We start from the raw sequence: 16,781 nt of genomic DNA, 5'->3' as shown, positions 1-16,781 counted from the left end.
AAGAAAGGCACATGCCAAACTAACCTATAAATTGTTGCCTCAGCTTGTTCTTGTCGCCAACCAAAGTTAAAAGAAAAAAAACATGCTTTTTTTAAAGAAATATTGTGATATAATTAGTAAACATTATATATAATATTTATTGAAATAAGATAAAAATTCATTTTAAAAATTTATGAAAAATAAAGGATTTAAAAGGTTATTTTATGAACCCAAACATTATTGAATTTAAAAAAAAATTAACGACTTTAGAGGATCAAATTAAAACAGATATTCAAACTATTAACGATATTAAACAGTTATACCAAGCCGAAGTAGAATATATTGGTAAAAAAGGTCAAATAGCCGTTTTATTGAAGGAATTAAGAAATTACTCTTTAGAAGAAAAAAAAACCATCGGGAAAGCTATTAATCTTTTAAAACAAAAAATAAACACTTTATTTCAAGAAAAAAGATATGTTTTAGAACAAGAACAATTAAACCAACAATTAAAAGAAGAAAAAACGGATATTTCCTTACCTTCTTTTCAATTACCGGTAGGAACCATTCATCCTTTAAATAAAATCCTCGAACAAGCGGAAGACTTTTTTTTAGGCATGGGTTATTCTATTTATGATGGTAAAGAAATTGTGAGTGATTTGTATAATTTTGAATTAATGAATATTGGTAAAGAACATCCAGCAAGAGACATGCAGGATTCTTTTTATTTAAATATTAACCCTCAATCGCTCTTAAGAACCCACACTTCTTCTATCCAAATTCAAGCTATGTTAGCAAGTAATTCCCAACCTTTAAAAGTTATCTCTTATGGCAATGTTTTCCGTAGAGATAAAGATGATGCGACTCATAGTCATCAATTTACCCAATTAGAGGGCTTTGTTATTGATAAACACACTACTTTAATGGATTTAAAACAAACTATTATTATGTTTATGCAATACATTTTCGGTCCAGAACAGAAATTATTATTCCGTCCTTCTTATTTCCCTTTTACTAATCCTAGTTTCGAAGTTGATCTAATTATCAAACAAAAAGGCGAAAAAGACGTTTATTTAGAAGTTATGGGAGCAGGGCAGATTCATCCCGAAATTTTAAAAAACGGTGGTTTTGATCCAGAAATTTTCCAAGGTTTCGCTTTTGGGATCGGTATCGAAAGAATCACAATGTTAAAATACGGTATTAAAGATATTCGTCATTTTTATAATAACGATATGCGTTTTTTAAAACAATTCGCTAAATAGTTTTTATCATCTTTTTTTAATCAAATAATTTACTAACAAGGAGTTATCTTATGATAATTAACGAAAATATCTTAAAAAAATATCTTTTCCCACTGCCCAATGATTTAAAAGATTTAGTCAATAACCATATTATTGAAGTTGAATCCACAGACCTTATTAACCCTAACCAAGAGTTAATTATAGGGGAAATAGTACAATTTGAAAAAATACCTCAGACAGCTAAACTTAATTTAGTGCAAGTTAATATTGGTAAGGAAGTTTTATCTATTGTTTGTGGAGCTTCTAATTTAGCGGTCAATAAAAAAGTAGTAGTGATCCAAAGTGGGTCTTATTTAGATGCTATTAAAACGACTATTGAGAAAAAAAACCTTTGCGGGGTCGAATCTAACGGTATGATTTGTTCCGCTGAAGAAATCGGTTTAAATCTGAAATATTTAACAGACCAAGAAAACAAAGAAGAGGGGATTTTACTGTTAGGTGATGACTCTCAAGTAGGACAATCAGCTCTAGAATATCTTAAATTACAAGGTTCTTTTATGGAATTAGCTTTAACACCTAATAAAGCGGAGTTATTGTCTCATATTGGTTTTGCGAAAGATTTAGCCGCTATTTCTAGGCCCAAACAACATCTTAACTTTATCGCCCCTTCTTATGAACCTATTCGCGAAGAACAAGAAGTTAACCCTTTTCAAGTGAAAATCAATAACGATCATTGTTGGGAATATAATCTACGTTATTTAACGGATGTGAAAGTGACTACTAGCCCTTTATGGTTAAGAAATATTTTAAATACCAGTCATATTAAACCAGTTAATAATGTAGTGGATATTATGAACCTAGTCATGATCGAATATGGCATTCCTATCATCACTTTTGATGCTAGTGATTTAAAAAAACCCACTATTGAAATTAATCAAGCTCTTTCAGGACAAAAAGTGGTTGATGCTGAGAAGAACGAATATCTTTTAAACGAAGAAGATATAGTGATTACCAACGATAAAAAAATTATTTCAGTAGCGGGAATGATTAATTCCGCTGAATACAACATTAATCACCAAACGCGAGAAATAATTCTTTCCACAGCTGCTTTCCAAACAGAAAATGTTTTTCAAACGAGTAAAAGGTTAAATATTCAAAACGAAAACGCTTTACGTTTTAAAAGAGGGATTGATCAAGCATTATTAAAAGAAGCTTTAGATAAAGCGACTTCTTTATTACAAGAATTAACTTCAGTTAAAGTAAACCAAAAAATGGTTTCTTCTCATCTGAAAACACGTCAAAACCCTGTTTTAAATTTCTCTTTAGAAAAGATTAATAAAAAAACTGGGATTAATTTTTCCTCCCCAGAAGTCATAGATATTTTAACTAAATTAGATTACCAAATTAAAACTTCAGAAAATAACGTTTTTCAAGTGGTTGGTCCATCTAGACGTTATGATGCGGAAATTTATGAAGATGTTATCTCTGATTTAGTTCGTATTCGTGGTTATAATGATATGGACGTTTCAGAAAAAAGCCAATATAAAACTATTGGTTTAAGAACTAACCGTCAACAAGGTTTATATAAATTAAGAAATTTATTAGCTAATTTAGGTTTTATGGAAGTAAAAACTTATAGCTTATTAAACGAAACCCTTTTTAAAATGTTTTCTGATAGTCAAGAGTATGTTTCAGTAACTAAACCTATCTCGAAAGAAAAAACCATTTTAAGGCAAAATTTAGCCGCTAATATGACAGAAGTCTTAAGTTTTAATCAAAAAAATAATAACCTAAATAACGCTTTTTTTGAAATTGGTAAAGCTTATTATGCCGACCGAGAAATCATGCATTTATCTTTAGGTTTAAGTGGGTTATTTTTCAATTCCAGTTGGTTGAAAAAAGATATCGAAAGTTCTTTTTTTGTGTTAAAAGGGGTCTTGGAAAGAATTCAACTCTTTTTAAACATAGATTTAAAGTTAGTAAAAACTAAGGAATATGCGAACCTTCACCCTGGTAGACAAGCTAATATTGTCCTAGATAAGGAAAAAATTGGTTTTATTGGCGAGATACACCCTAATGTTAATAATGCTTATCATCTGAAAAAAAGTTTCCTTTTAGATATCACTTTAAAAGATAGCTTTTTTGATGAACCAAAGACCATCGTTTTTCAAAATATTAATAAATTCCCTTCTATCACTAGAGATTTAAGTTTTTTAATTAAACAAAAATACACTTTTGAAGAAGTATCTTTATTTTTAAAACAAGAAGTATCAGATATTTTAGTCAAATACGAACTTTTAGATCTTTATCAAAATAAAGATTTATCGACTGATGAATATTCCTTATCTTTCAGGTTTACTTTTAAAGACGATCAACAAAGTTTACAAAAAAACAATGTTGAAAAAATAATGACTAAAATAGAAGATAAATTAAAACAATCTTTTCAAGTCCAAATCAGATAAGGTGGTTCATTTGTTTGCGTAAAGGAATTATAATTGAATTTTTAACTAAAGATTATGTTATTGTCGATCTAGAAACTAAAAAAAAAATTCATGCCCAAGTTAAAGGAAAAATACAAAATATTAAAAATAATTCTGATACTGCGGATTACTCCAAAATAAAAGTGGGCGATATAGTCATGTTTGAACGTAAAAAAAACCAATTTTTAATTGATAGCATTGTTCCCCGCACTAACGAATTGCAAAGACCTAGTATCGCTAATATCAACCAAGTCTTTTTAGTCTTTTCTTTGGCAAATCCGAAGTTTCATTTTAAATTATTAGATAAATTTTTAATTATTTTGCAAAGATTCCGTTTAAAAATAATTTTAATTTTTACTAAAACAGATTTAGTGGAACCATCCAAAATAAATCTTTTAAAAGAAAAAATATCTTATTATGAAAAATTTTATCAGGTTTTTTATGTTACTAAAACTAATAAAAAGGGTTTAGATGTTTTATGCCCTCTTTTCAAACAGCAAGTCACCATTTTAGCCGGACAAACCGGAGTAGGTAAATCTACTTTATTAAATTCTTTAACTTCGCTTAATTTAAAAACTCAAGAAGTGTCTAAACATTTAAGTAGAGGGAAGCATACTACCAAAAACTCGAAATTGTTTTTTTTCCATGAAGGATATATAGCGGATACTCCTGGTTTTTCGAAACTAGATTTATCAGAAATTAAAGTTGAAGAAATTAAAAATTTTTATAATGATTTTGTCCTTTTATCTGAAGAATGTTTTTTTGGTTATAGTTGTTTACATATTAATGAGAACAAATGTAAAGTTAAAGAAGCGGTAGAAAATAGTTCTATTCCTCTAAAAAGATATAATAATTACCTTTCTTTTGTAGAAGAAATTAAGAACAAAAGAACCAAATTTAAACATAAAACATGATAATTTTCGGATTTTACTTTTTTTTGATCATAAAGATTAAAATAAAGGTAAAATGATATCAGAAACTCATTTTTTAATTAAGAAAGTTGTTTATTGATATGAATTTTGATAAAATTAACCAAAGACAAAAAAAAATACGTAATTTTTCTATTATCGCTCATATAGACCATGGAAAATCGACTTTAGCGGATAGGATTTTAGAAATAACTAATACCATTGAAAAAAGGTCGATGAAATCTCAATATTTAGATTCGATGGTTTTAGAACAAGAACGTGGTATTACTATTAAATTAAATTCAGTGGAAATTCTTTATCAAGCGAAAGATGGGGAAGAATATATTATGCATTTAATTGATACCCCAGGACACGTGGACTTTAGTTATGAAGTTTCACGTGCTTTGGCCGCTTGTGAAGGGGTTTTATTAATAGTAGACGCTTCGCAAGGAATTCAATCCCAAACCTTATCCAACGTTTATTTAGCTTTAGAAAATAATTTAACCATTATTCCGGTTTTAAATAAAGTAGATTTACCCAACGCTGATGTAGAAAAAACTAAATTAGCTATTCAAGATACATTAGGGCTAGATACAAATACTATTATTTCCGCTAGTGGTAAAACTGGTTTAGGAGTGGCGGAAATTTTAGAACAAATCATTACTAACATCAAACCACCTCAAGGGGATGCTGCTAAACCTTTACAAGCCTTAATTTTTGATTCCACTTTTAACACTTTTAAAGGAGTTATTCCTTATATTAGGATTGTTAACGGCATAGTTAAAAAAGGCGATAAAATCCGTTTTATGGAGAGTAAAGCTGTTTATGAAGTAATTGAAGTAGGTATTTTTAACCCTCATCCTTTTAAAAAAGATTTTTTAGCATCAGGCGATGTAGGTTATCTAACTGCTTTTATTAAAAATATGGACGCTGTGAGAGTGGGAGATACCATTACTTTACAAAAACACAATAATGCAGAAGCTTTACCAGGTTATCATCAAATCAATCCTGTAGTTTTTTGTGGACTTTATCCAGCGGATACAAGTAAATACGAAAGTTTAAAAGAAGCTTTACAAAAATTAAAATTAAACGATTCTTCTTTACTTTATGAAAAAGAAAATTCTAATGTTTTAGGTTCTGGTTTTAGGATTGGTTTTTTAGGCCTTTTACATATGGAAATTACCCAAGAAAGAATTGTTAGAGAATTCGGTATCGAAGTAATTATTACCGCTCCTTCGGTAATTTTTAATGTTTTTACTAAACAAAATAAAAAAATTATTATTGATAATTTAAACAAATGGCCTAATAACCAATCTATCGAAAGAGTAGAAGAACCTTATATTAACGCTTTTATTACTTGTCCGGAAATGTATATTGGAGCAGTCATGGAAATTTCTCAAAATAAAAGAGGCCAATTAGAGAATATTCAATATTTAAACGATCAAAGGGTAACTCTGAATTATCTATTACCTCTTTCCGAAGTCATTTATAATTATTTTGATAAATTAAAATCCGCGACTAAAGGTTATGCATCTTTTGATTATCAATTAGATAATTATCACCCTAGTAAATTGAAAAAAATGGATATTTTATTAAATTCTGAAGTAGTGGAAGCGTTGTCTTTCATCGTACATGAAGATTTCGTTTATAACAGAGGGAAAGCTATTTGTCAAACTTTAAAAACCATGATTCCCAAACAAATGTTTGAAATTACAATTCAAGCAGCTGTAGGGAAAAAAATTATCACCAGAGAAACGATTAAATCGATGCGTAAAAACGTGATTGATAAATGTTATGGCGGTGATGTTACTAGGAAGAAAAAACTTCTTTCCAAACAAAAAGAAGGTAAAAAGAAAATGAAAACAATAGGAAGAGTTAAATTACCTCAAAAAGCCTTTTTAGCTATTCTTTCGGCCAACGACATTTAAGATTTAAATTGTCTCTTAATAACTTAACAAGACCAAAGGTTATTTAATTTATTCAAAAGAGGTTGAAAAACATGAGCAATTTAATCGAATTAAAAAACATTAATAAAGTCATTGATAATCAAATTATTTTAAAAGATATTAACTTAGAAATCAAAACTAATGAATTTGTGACTTTATTAGGTCCTTCAGGATGTGGAAAAACCACTATTTTAAAAATTATAGGTGGTTTTGATGATTTTAGTAGCGGAGATGTTCTTTTCAACAATAAAAGCATTGTTGATGTGCCACCGCATAAAAGATTAATTAACACTGTCTTTCAAAAATACGCTTTATTTCCTCATTTAAATGTTTTAGAAAATATCGCTTTTGGTTTAAAAATAAAAGATTTAAATTATGAAACTAACCAAAAAATCAAAGCTTTAAAGATTAAAACTCAAAGAGAGATGAACGTTTTAATTGAAAATTATCAAGAAAAAATAATGGCTAAAACCGCCTCTAAAAAGACTTGGTTACAACGCTGGTTCAAAGTGGGTTTTGCACCAGAAATCAAAGCATTAAAACAAGAGTTAAAAGAAAAAATAAACCTGATTAATCAAGAACACCAAAAAAAATTAAATCTTTTAAAAAAAGACCTTTTAACTTATCAAGAAAAAGACGCTTTTATCAAAAAGACTGTTTTGCATTATTTAAAATTAGTTGGTTTAAAGGGGTTTGAAAATAGAGATATTAACCATTTATCAGGCGGTCAACAACAAAGAGTCGCTATCGCGAGAGCTTTGATTAATAAACCCAAAGTCTTATTGTTAGACGAACCTTTAGCGGCTCTGGATTTAAAATTAAGGCAAGAGATGCAATACGAACTAAAAGAAATTCAAAGAAATTCTGGGATTACTTTTATTTTTGTGACACACGACCAAGAAGAAGCTTTGGTTTTAAGTGATAAAATCGTAGTTTTAAAAAAAGGCGAAATTCAACAAATAGGCACTCCCCAAGATATTTATAACGAACCAGCGAATAAATTTATCGCCCAATTTATTGGGGAATCTAATTTAATTCCTGGAGTGATGAAAAAAGATTTTTTAGTGTGGTTTGACGATAAAGAATTTGTTTGTGTAGACCGTGGTTTTGATGAAAATCAAAAAGTAGATGTAGTAATTCGTCCGGAAGATATTGATATTATCAAATGGGAAGATGGTTTAATCCAAGGGATAGTCCAATCGGTTTTATTTAAAGGAGTTCATTGGGAAGTAATTATTAACAATAAACATCGTAATTATTTAATCCATACAACGGATTTTGTGCAAGTGAATAGCAAAGTAGGGATTACTTTCAATCCAGAAGATTTACATATTATGGAAGTATGGTAAACAAATATGTCATCCTCACGCGCCAACAAAACAAATAAAATTTATAAATGGTTGTCTTTGCCGTACTTTATCATTATTGTTTCTTTAGTGATTGTGCCTCTTTTAATTATTTTATTTGATTCCTTTCAACAATATAACGAGCAAAAATTAGTCAAAATAGTTTTTACCACTGAATATTATCAAAATTTTTATAAGAATCTTACTTTTATTTATGTCTTATTGAGGTCGATTTCGATCGCTGTTATCGCTACTTTTTTAATTATCCTTTTATCTTATCCTTTGGCTTATATCATTTCTAAACGCCATGTCTTAATCCAACCGATATTAGTTTTATTGATTAATGGGACTATTTGGATTAATATGATTTTAAAAACCCAAGCTTTGGTGCAAATTTTTTCTTTAATGGAAAGGTGTTTCGGTATAAGGATTTTAGAAAGCGATATCGCTATGTTTATTGGTTATATTTACTTATTTTTACCTTATATGTTTGTTTCTATTTATTTGAGTATCGTGAAAATAGATCCGAACTTGGTGGAAGCGGCAAAAGATTTAGGAGCTAACGAAAAACAAATTTTTACTAAAATAATTTTCCCTTTGTCTTTGCCAGGGGTTTTAGCCGGAACTGTTTTAATTTTATTACAAATAGTTACCAATATTGTTGTACCTAAATATTTAGGACCCACTACCGTTACTTCTATTAGCGAACTAATTGAAAATACCACCTTTTTAAACGGGGATATAAAAAGTGCTTGTGTAATGGCAGTTAATTTAACTTTGTTAATGTTTTTAATTTTAACTTTTTTTAAAAAAAGTAACAAATATAAAGGTAATAATGATTATGCAAAAGAAAAATAAAACTAATTTTTCCTCTCTCTTTTTGATTTTGATGATGATCTTTATTTATCTTCCTATTATTTCCTTAATTATTTTTTCTTTTAATGAAAACGAAGGAAGAATAGCATCTTTAGTGCATTTTAACAAATTTGGGATTAAATGGTATTGTAAAATATTTCAAGATAATTCGATTAAATCCGCTGTTATAGTTACTTTTCAAATCGCTTTCTTATCGACCTTTTTTGCTACTATTTTTGGCACTTTAGCGGCTATTTCTTTAATGAATTATAAAAAGAAATGGCGTAAAGTGGTTTTAAATGTTAACCAATTGCCGATCATTATTCCGGAAATAATTAACGCTTTAGCGTTGTTTGTTTTATTTAGTTTTGTGGGTTTAACTAGTGGTTTTTGGCGTATGTTATTAGCTCATATTTCTTTTAGTGTACCTTATGTTTTGGTCACTGTTTACGCTAAATCCTCTACTTTAGATATAGATTCAATTGAAGCTTCTTATGATTTGGGCGCTACACCCTTGCAAACCATTATCAAAGTTTTTTTGCCTCAATTAAAAGGTTCGATGTTGGCTGGTGCGAGTATCGCTTTCGCTTTATCTTTTGATGATTTTATTATTTCTTATTTCGCTGGTGGAGCAGACTATCAAAATATATCCGCTTATATTTATAGTTTAAAAGGAACCGTTAATCCTACTATTAACGCTTTATCATCTATTTTAATTTTATTTGTGATAATTAAAATTTTATTAAATTATTTAAATTTAAGAAAAGACTCTAAAAAACATGAATAAAAAAAAATATCTTTTGTGGATCGGTCTTTTGATGGTCTTTTTTAACGTTTTTTATTTAGCATATAAAATAATGAGAAAAGACTCTTCTCATCCAGAAAAACAAACTATTATTTTGTTTAATTGGAGTGAATTTATAGAACCAAGTCTTATAACTGAATTTAACAAACAATCAACAAACTACGTCATTAAACAAAGTTTTTTTTCTTCTAATGAATTGGCTGTTAATAAAATTAAAGCCGGGGATAAATACGATATTGCTATTTTGAGCGAATACGCGATAGAAAAATTAAACAAAGAAGATCCGAATTTATTGGAAAAAATCGATTACGATAAAATTGATAAATTTAAAGAAAAAAAAGAAATAGATAGATTGACAAAAACATTTAAAGACGTATATGATAATAAATTACCTCAAAATATAAAACCTTACACGATTCCTTATTTTTGGGGAAATTTAGGTTTATTATATAATAAAGAAAAAATAAACAAGGATGAAATCCAAAATTGGAAAAATTCAATGATGAATCCGGAAAAGAAAATTTCTTTATATAATAATTCTTTTGAAGGTATTTTTATCGGTTTAAAGGCTACTGGCGGAAATATTCAAAACCCTACTTCAGTTCAAATCATTAAAGCTAAAAAGTGGCTATTAGAATTGAAAAAAAACAATAATAAATTATCTTTTGTTACTGATCAACTTCTTGATCAAATGAAAATCCAAGGCGAAGAAAAATACGATATTTCTTTAACTTATTCCGGCGACGCTAGATTCTTAATGAAACAAAATAAGAATTTAGAGTTTTATCCTTTTGATGAAGGTGACAAAAAAGAACAAGGTACCAATATTTGGGTTGATAGCATCGTGTTACCGAAAAATGCGAACACCAAAGGAGCTTATGAATTCATCAACTTCTTGTTGGACGAAAAAAATATAAGCAAAAACGCCGAATTTATCGGTTACGATTCGCCTTATAAGGAAACAAAAGATGGCGAATTAAAGATTGAAATAAAAGACGGCGATCAAATGTATCAATATAATAAAGAAATAAAAAAAGAAATAAATGATTCTTGGAATGAAATTTACGCTCACCCAAGACCACAAGATAATTATTTATTATTTATCAATTTATTCATTATCTTACTTCTGCTTTTATTCCAATTTATCAAATATTTTCGTAAAAAATAAAAAGGAGAAATATTAATTCATGAGCGCCGAAAATGTCATATACATTTAGTCAATTTCGTTTTGTTCATTTTCATGTTAATTTTTGCAATAAAAACAGTTAAAAAAACAAATTAATGGAAGAAAAAAATAAATTATTAGAAACCAATAATGCTTTATTGGAAGAAATAAACCAAAATTTAAAAACAAAAAATAATTTTCCCAATAATAAAAAAGACCCTTTAAAAGGGTCTTTTTTATCTTTATAACATTACAATAATCTTTTATATCAACAGGATTATTATATACCGGTTTTTTTAAAATTAGCTAATAATGATTTAGTATAAGGGTGTTGTGGATTATGTAGGATCGCTTTAGTAGAACCTTTTTCTACCACTTTGCCTCCGTACATAACGATAATATCATCTGCCATTTGAGAAACAACCCCTAAATCATGAGTAATGAACAAAATAGAGATCTTTTGTTCTTTTTTCAATTCATTCATTAAGTTTAAAATTTCTTTTTGCACGATAACATCTAAAGCAGTAGTCGCTTCATCAGCGATTAAAATTTTAGGCTCACAAACTAAAGCGATGGAAATCATAACTCTTTGGCACATGCCGCCGGATAATTGATAAGGATAGGATTCCATAATCATTTGGGGATTTTTAATTTTTACTTTACCTAACATTTCTAAAGCTTTATTATAAGCTTCTTTTTTGTTCATTTTACGGTGTAACATTAAAACATCCATTATTTGGTGTTTAATTTTAAAAACTGGATTCAGACTTGCCATAGGATCTTGGAAAATCATTGCTATTTCGTTGCCACGAATTTTCTGCATTTCTTGAGTGTCAAACTTAGAAATAACTTGTTTGTTAAAAACAATTTCTCCTTGGTGTATTTTTTGATTGGGTTCAAACAATTGTAAAATAGACATAGCTGTTTGACTTTTACCACTACCAGATTCTCCTACAATGCCTAAAGTGCGCCCTTCTTCCAATTCAAAACTAACCCCTTCCACCGCTTTGATGAAACCTTTTTGAGTTTGAAAATAAGTATGTAAATTATTAACTTTTAATAAACTCATGCTTTTTTGCCATCCTTTTGACTGGTTTTTTTATTTTTAACAGTACAAGCAACAAAATGATTAGGATACACTTCGTGCCAATCTAGATCTTTTTGACCTGATATGTATAAAAAAGAGACTTTATCAGTTTCATATGCAATTTTAAAATAATTTTCTTTTTCTGTTTCTAACTTAGGAATAGCGTTTAATAATTGTTTGGTATAAGGGTGTTGGGGATTTTTAAAAATTTTCTCTGTAGGCGCTAATTCCACTAACTTACCCAAATACATGACCGCTATACGATCGCTAATATAACGCGCTACTCCTAAATCATGAGTGATAAACAAAAAAGTCAATTGATATTGTTTTTTTAAATCATCCAAAAGGGTTAAAATTTGCTCTTGAATAGAAACATCTAAGGCTGAGACTATCTCATCACAAACGACAAATTTAGGCTTTAAAATCAAAGCTCTAGCGATAGATATCCTTTGTCTTTGTCCACCAGATAATTGATGAGGGAAACGATCATAAAAAGATAAATCAACTCCACATTTTTCCATTATCTGCAAAATCATCTTTTTATATTCATGATCATTTTTTCTTTTCACCATTTTATGAATCAATAAACCTTCGCCAATAATATCTCCTATTTTCAAATGAGGATTTAAAGAAGAAAAAGGGTCTTGGAAAATAATTTGTAAGTCTTTTCTCAATAAACATGTTTCTTTGTTGGATAAAAGCGTTAAATCTATTTCCTGTTCGTCGTTATAATAAAAAACATTACCCGAAGTAGGTTTTTCAATTTGTAAAATAGTTTGTCCTAAAGTTGTTTTTCCCGAACCAGAGCCGCCCACAACACTTAAAGTTTCTCCTTGAAAAACGGATAAATTAATATTATTATTAGCTTTTAAAACGATATTATTTTTTTTCAAAAAAGCCTTTTTTAAGTCAAAACATTTAGATAAATTTTGTGTTTTAATTAAAATTTTATTTTTTATCATTTTGTTCAAATCCTTTTTATTTGTTTAAATAAGACTTAAAACCACGTTTGTTTATTAAAAAGAAATCTTTTTAGAGGAACCAATTATCATTCTTTTATCATCCTCAAGACATCTTTTGGTTAGCCATCTTTTTCCGATTAGTTGAAAAAAAGATTTATTATTCTTGTTGTTCGTTTTTAGGGTCAAAATATTCTATCAAACCAGAACCTATCAAATTAAAAGATAAACACGTTAAAACGATCACAATGAAAGGTCCTAAAAACAGATAGAAATGCCATCTCATATCACTTTTACTGGAACTTAAAATACTTCCCCATTCAGGAATTTGTGGATCTAGTCCTAAACCGATAAAACCTAGTCCTGAAGCGGTTAGAATAGCAGATGACATACTTAAAGTAATTTGAATGATGAAAAAAGACGTTAAATGAGGCAAAACATGTCTAAAAATAATTTTGATATCGCTCGCCCCTAACGCTTTAGAAGTTTTAATAAAATCTTTTTGTTTTATTTTCATCGTATTAGCTCTCATCACTCTGATAAAAGAAGGAATACGAGAAATACTTAAAACAATCACTAACGAAGTCATGCTTTTATTTAAAAAGAACATAATTACGATAGCTAAAATAAAATCAGGAAAAACTACTAAAATATCACATACAAAATTAATCACAGTATCAAAAAATCCTCTAAAATAACCCGCCATAATTCCTAAACAAGAACCTATTATGCTACTTATTATAACAGAATAAAAAGCTATTTTTAAAGAAATTTTAGCTCCATATATAACTCTACTAAATAAATCTCTACCAGTGGAATCAGTTCCCATCCAATGGGTCCAACTAATTCCTTGTAAGCGTTTATAAGGTGATACATTAGGATTTTTGATAAAAGAAAAAAAAGGCATCACAAAAGATAATACAATTAAAAGGGTTAAAAATAAAGAACCAATTAAAATCTTTTTATTGCTTTTGATTGTTTTAAACATCGTATGAATCGATTGTGGTATTTTTTTTATTTTTAACATTTAAATTTGATTATCCTTTCTTTGAAAATTTATGTATTCAAACTTTTATTTATACGAGGATCTAATAAAGCGTAAGCAAAATCTAACAATAAGTTAAAAAGGCTAATAAATAAAGCTAATAAAATGATACTGCCTTGCAATACTAAATAATCTCTATTCTCGAATGATGAGATGATTAAACTTCCAATTCCTTTAATATTGAAAACGAATTCAGTAATTATAGCACCACCAATTAAATAACTAAACATTAAACCTATATGAGCCACAACAGGAATTAACGCGTTTTTTAAAGCATATTTAAACATAATATGATTTTGGCGCAATCCTTTAGCGTAAGCTGCTTTGATATAAGGTTGTTCTATTGTTTCTTTCATGCTGGTTTGAGTTATTTTAAAAACCGAAACACTCACGACTAAAGATAAACTTAAAACAGGTAAAATCATCGCTTGCAGAGTGTCAAAACCTGATCTAGGCAAATGAAACATTTTTCCTAAATATAATTGCATTAAAAAAGCGATAACAAAAGTAGGTGACGACATCACAAAAACAGAAAGACCGTTTAAAAGTAAGTTTTTTTTCTTACCTTGCCAATAAGACGAAAGAACTCCGAATAAAATGCCTAATAAAGAACCAAATAAAGTGCTCAATAACGCTAATTTAAAAGTGTTATTGAAAGCTTTAAAAAATAATTTTACGGCTGGTAATTTATCATTATAATACGATTTGCCGAAATCAAAATGAAAAAATATTTGTGTTAAGTAGTTGGTAAATTGTTTTAACAAAGACAAATCAAGACCTAAATCATGTTCTAAAACTTTTCTTTGTGCTGGGTTGCCACCTTTCAACCCTGTAATCGCACTAATAGGATCGCCAGGTATTAATTTAACGGTAAAAAAACTTATAAAAATAACAGATATAAAAATCATCATGTTATAACAAAATTTTTTTGAAATGTATTTTATCATTTTTTATCCTCAAAATTATTTTCTTATTTAAAAAAGAATGATGGTTTTTAACCCAAATATAAAAATATGTAATTCGGATTAAAACTCATTATTATTTTTTTATGCTAATTTTTTTATTTTTTCCCAATCTATTCTATAAAAAATATCACATGTAAAGTCTTTTATTTTAGAAGATTTTAAGAAGTATACTTTTCCTTCGTAAATAGGTATTACATAAACTTCATCATTTAAAATTTGTTGAACTTCTTTTACTAAAGTTGTATATGTGTCTAAATTGCTTGTTTTTTGAGCTTGTCTCAATTTAGAATCGATCACTTCGCCTTTAGATTTATCTATTGCATCACCTTGTTGAATGTGAGGGAAAGCATATTGAGAATCCTTTAAGAAATAATCACATAAAGCTTTGTGGCCGTAACCCATTTCATGCAATTCGCCTAATAAAACCATATTATAGGAAGAAGTAGGTTCTTTCGTTTCTGATAAAAAAGCATTAAAGTCAACGTCTTCTGTTGTAACATCAAAACCAGCTTCTCTTAAACTTTCTGCTATTTTATTAGGAAGTTGAAAGCTGTCTTTATTGTTGTAACCTAATTTAATTTTTTTATCTTCAGCTGATAATCCGCTTACTATTGTTTTAGCTGCGTCCATATCGTATTTGCGTTTAATTTGTTCATTGTGGCCAACTAAAAGGCTTGGAACGTAAGTATCTAAGGGTGTTCCAGGCAATTGTAAAGCAGAAATCATTGGAGGGAAATTTAAAGCTAAACTTATCGCTTGACGTGCTGGTTTTTTTGTGCGCGCTGCATTCATATAAATTTGCAAACCGTAAGCGTTTGCATTTTCTACTATTTCTAAACCTTTAAGTGTTTCGTTAAATATTTTTTCTTTTAAAGAATTAACTTGACTAGAGGGAACATCCACAGTTAAGTCAATTGTTCCTGATTCTAGTTCTTGTAAAGTGGTTTCAAATGATTTTTGAATTTTAATCATAATTTTTTTCAAACTTTCTTTGATGGCTTCTTTATTCCAATAATTTTCAAAAAGTTCCAAAAATATTTTGTCATCGCGTTCATAATTAACTAATTTATATGGACCTGCACCGACTTTAAAACCTTTATCGTTGTCAGCTTCAACTTCAGATTTACATAAAATTCTATATCTTTCGAAAACAGAAGTCCACCATAAAAGATCATTTTTAATTGTAACTTTTACTTTTTTATCATCTAAAACGTTCAAATCTTGAATCATATCTGAATAATCATTATTATTGTTGTTTATTCCTTTTTGAAGAGAATATACAATATCTTCGGTTGTTACAGGTTTACCGTTATGAAAAAAGATATCATCGCGAAGAGTAAAAGTAATTTCATTCCCGTCCTTAACCCATTTTTCAGCCAACCTACCAACTGTTTTTTTATTAACCTTATCCTCAACAATTAAAGTATCGTGAACAGCTAAATAAAGTTTTTCGGAAGTTGCAGAACTGGAATGTGTTTTGTTAGTCGGATCGAAACCTTTAATATCTGTTGCCCAAACCATATACATAACTTTTGTACATTTTCCAGGTTTATAAAAATAAAGCGCACCGCAAACTAATAAAACGCCTAATAAAACGCTAGTAATTATAATTACTAATTTCTTATTATTTTTTATTTTTGACATATAAAAAATGCTCCTTTTTGTATTATTTAATAAATGACCGCATATTAATATAAATTATATATGTTTTTTTTTGTTTGTCAAGGTTTTGGAGAAGATATTGATACATTTTTGTATTTTTTATGACTTATCCAAATCAAAAAGGGTTAAAAACTTGTCCAAAAGACTTGTTTAAGAAGAAATATAAACTTATCTCTTAGAAAAATGTCTCATAACATTGACTAAGAGCTTTTTCTAAAAATAACTCTTTTGTGTCTGCCGAAAAAAAGAAAAAATAGTTATTAAACGGGTGAGCCTGAACTGTTCCAAAACTTTAGACACTTTTTGCTTTTTAAAAATTCTTTAAGACTAACTATTAAGTT

14 protein-coding genes are annotated in these 16,781 nt (G+C 28.5%); 9 read left to right on the top strand and 5 right to left on the bottom strand.

Annotation, left to right across the window (positions count from 1 at the left end; translation table 11 throughout):
- Positions 1-203 precede the first annotated feature (203 nt).
- The 9 genes from pheS (at position 204) to RI01_RS03985 (ending at position 10,970) form a co-directional block, all read left to right on the top strand.
- Positions 204-1,238, top strand: coding sequence for a phenylalanine--tRNA ligase subunit alpha (gene pheS / locus RI01_RS00750; RefSeq protein ID WP_017192753.1), 1,035 nt, complete (start codon positions 204-206; stop codon positions 1,236-1,238).
- Positions 1,239-1,288: 50 nt separating this feature from the next.
- A complete protein-coding gene (pheT, locus tag RI01_RS00745) occupies positions 1,289-3,679 on the top strand; it encodes a phenylalanine--tRNA ligase subunit beta (protein ID WP_017192752.1) in 2,391 nt (796 codons plus the stop codon).
- Between the two features lie 14 nt (positions 3,680-3,693).
- Complete coding sequence (rsgA, locus tag RI01_RS00740) at positions 3,694-4,611, top strand: ribosome small subunit-dependent GTPase A (protein WP_017192751.1); 918 nt, start codon at positions 3,694-3,696, stop codon at positions 4,609-4,611.
- A 98-nt stretch (positions 4,612-4,709) separates the two neighbouring features.
- A complete protein-coding gene (gene lepA / locus RI01_RS00735; RefSeq protein WP_017192750.1) occupies positions 4,710-6,533 on the top strand; it encodes a translation elongation factor 4 in 1,824 nt (607 codons plus the stop codon).
- A gap of 71 nt (positions 6,534-6,604) precedes the next feature.
- Positions 6,605-7,900 (top strand): ABC transporter ATP-binding protein, encoded by a 1,296-nt coding sequence (locus RI01_RS00730; protein ID WP_017192749.1) that lies wholly within the window; start codon positions 6,605-6,607, stop codon positions 7,898-7,900.
- Positions 7,901-7,906: 6 nt separating this feature from the next.
- Entirely contained in the window at positions 7,907-8,755 is an 849-nt protein-coding gene (locus tag RI01_RS00725; RefSeq protein ID WP_017192748.1) for an ABC transporter permease, read from the top strand.
- Entirely contained in the window at positions 8,739-9,539 is an 801-nt protein-coding gene (locus tag RI01_RS00720; protein ID WP_017192747.1) for an ABC transporter permease, read from the top strand. The genes RI01_RS00725 and RI01_RS00720 overlap by 17 nt, the downstream gene beginning before the upstream one ends.
- The gene (locus tag RI01_RS00715; protein ID WP_017192746.1) at positions 9,532-10,725 is read left to right on the top strand and encodes an extracellular solute-binding protein; all 1,194 of its coding nucleotides are present in this window, start codon (positions 9,532-9,534) and stop codon (positions 10,723-10,725) included. Before RI01_RS00720 ends, RI01_RS00715 begins: the two co-directional genes overlap by 8 nt.
- Positions 10,726-10,838: 113 nt before the next feature.
- The gene (locus RI01_RS03985; protein ID WP_017192745.1) at positions 10,839-10,970 is read left to right on the top strand and encodes a hypothetical protein; all 132 of its coding nucleotides are present in this window, start codon (positions 10,839-10,841) and stop codon (positions 10,968-10,970) included.
- Positions 10,971-11,002: 32 nt separating this feature from the next.
- Here RI01_RS03985 and RI01_RS00710 read toward each other — a convergent pair whose 3' ends face one another.
- The 5 genes from RI01_RS00710 to RI01_RS00690 form a co-directional block, all read right to left on the bottom strand.
- Positions 11,003-11,791, bottom strand: a complete 789-nt coding sequence (locus RI01_RS00710) for an ABC transporter ATP-binding protein (RefSeq protein WP_017192744.1) — start codon at positions 11,789-11,791, stop codon at positions 11,003-11,005.
- Positions 11,788-12,771 (bottom strand): oligopeptide/dipeptide ABC transporter ATP-binding protein, encoded by a 984-nt coding sequence (locus RI01_RS00705; protein WP_017192743.1) that lies wholly within the window; start codon positions 12,769-12,771, stop codon positions 11,788-11,790. Before RI01_RS00705 ends, RI01_RS00710 begins: the two co-directional genes overlap by 4 nt.
- Before the next feature lie 157 nt (positions 12,772-12,928).
- Positions 12,929-13,795: an ABC transporter permease gene (locus RI01_RS00700; RefSeq protein ID WP_017192742.1), complete on the bottom strand. Its 867-nt coding sequence runs from the start codon at positions 13,793-13,795 to the stop codon at positions 12,929-12,931.
- 29 nt (positions 13,796-13,824) lie between these two features.
- Entirely contained in the window at positions 13,825-14,760 is a 936-nt protein-coding gene (locus RI01_RS00695) for an ABC transporter permease (protein ID WP_017192741.1), read from the bottom strand.
- Between the two features lie 99 nt (positions 14,761-14,859).
- Positions 14,860-16,422, bottom strand: coding sequence for an ABC transporter substrate-binding protein (locus RI01_RS00690; protein WP_017192740.1), 1,563 nt, complete (start codon positions 16,420-16,422; stop codon positions 14,860-14,862).
- Between the last annotated feature and the right edge of the window lie 359 nt (positions 16,423-16,781).

The organism is Italian clover phyllody phytoplasma str. MA1 (assembly GCF_000300695.1).
GTDB lineage: Bacteria > Bacillota_I > Bacilli_A > Acholeplasmatales > Acholeplasmataceae > Phytoplasma.
This window is presented reverse-complemented; position numbering and strand designations above follow the sequence as displayed.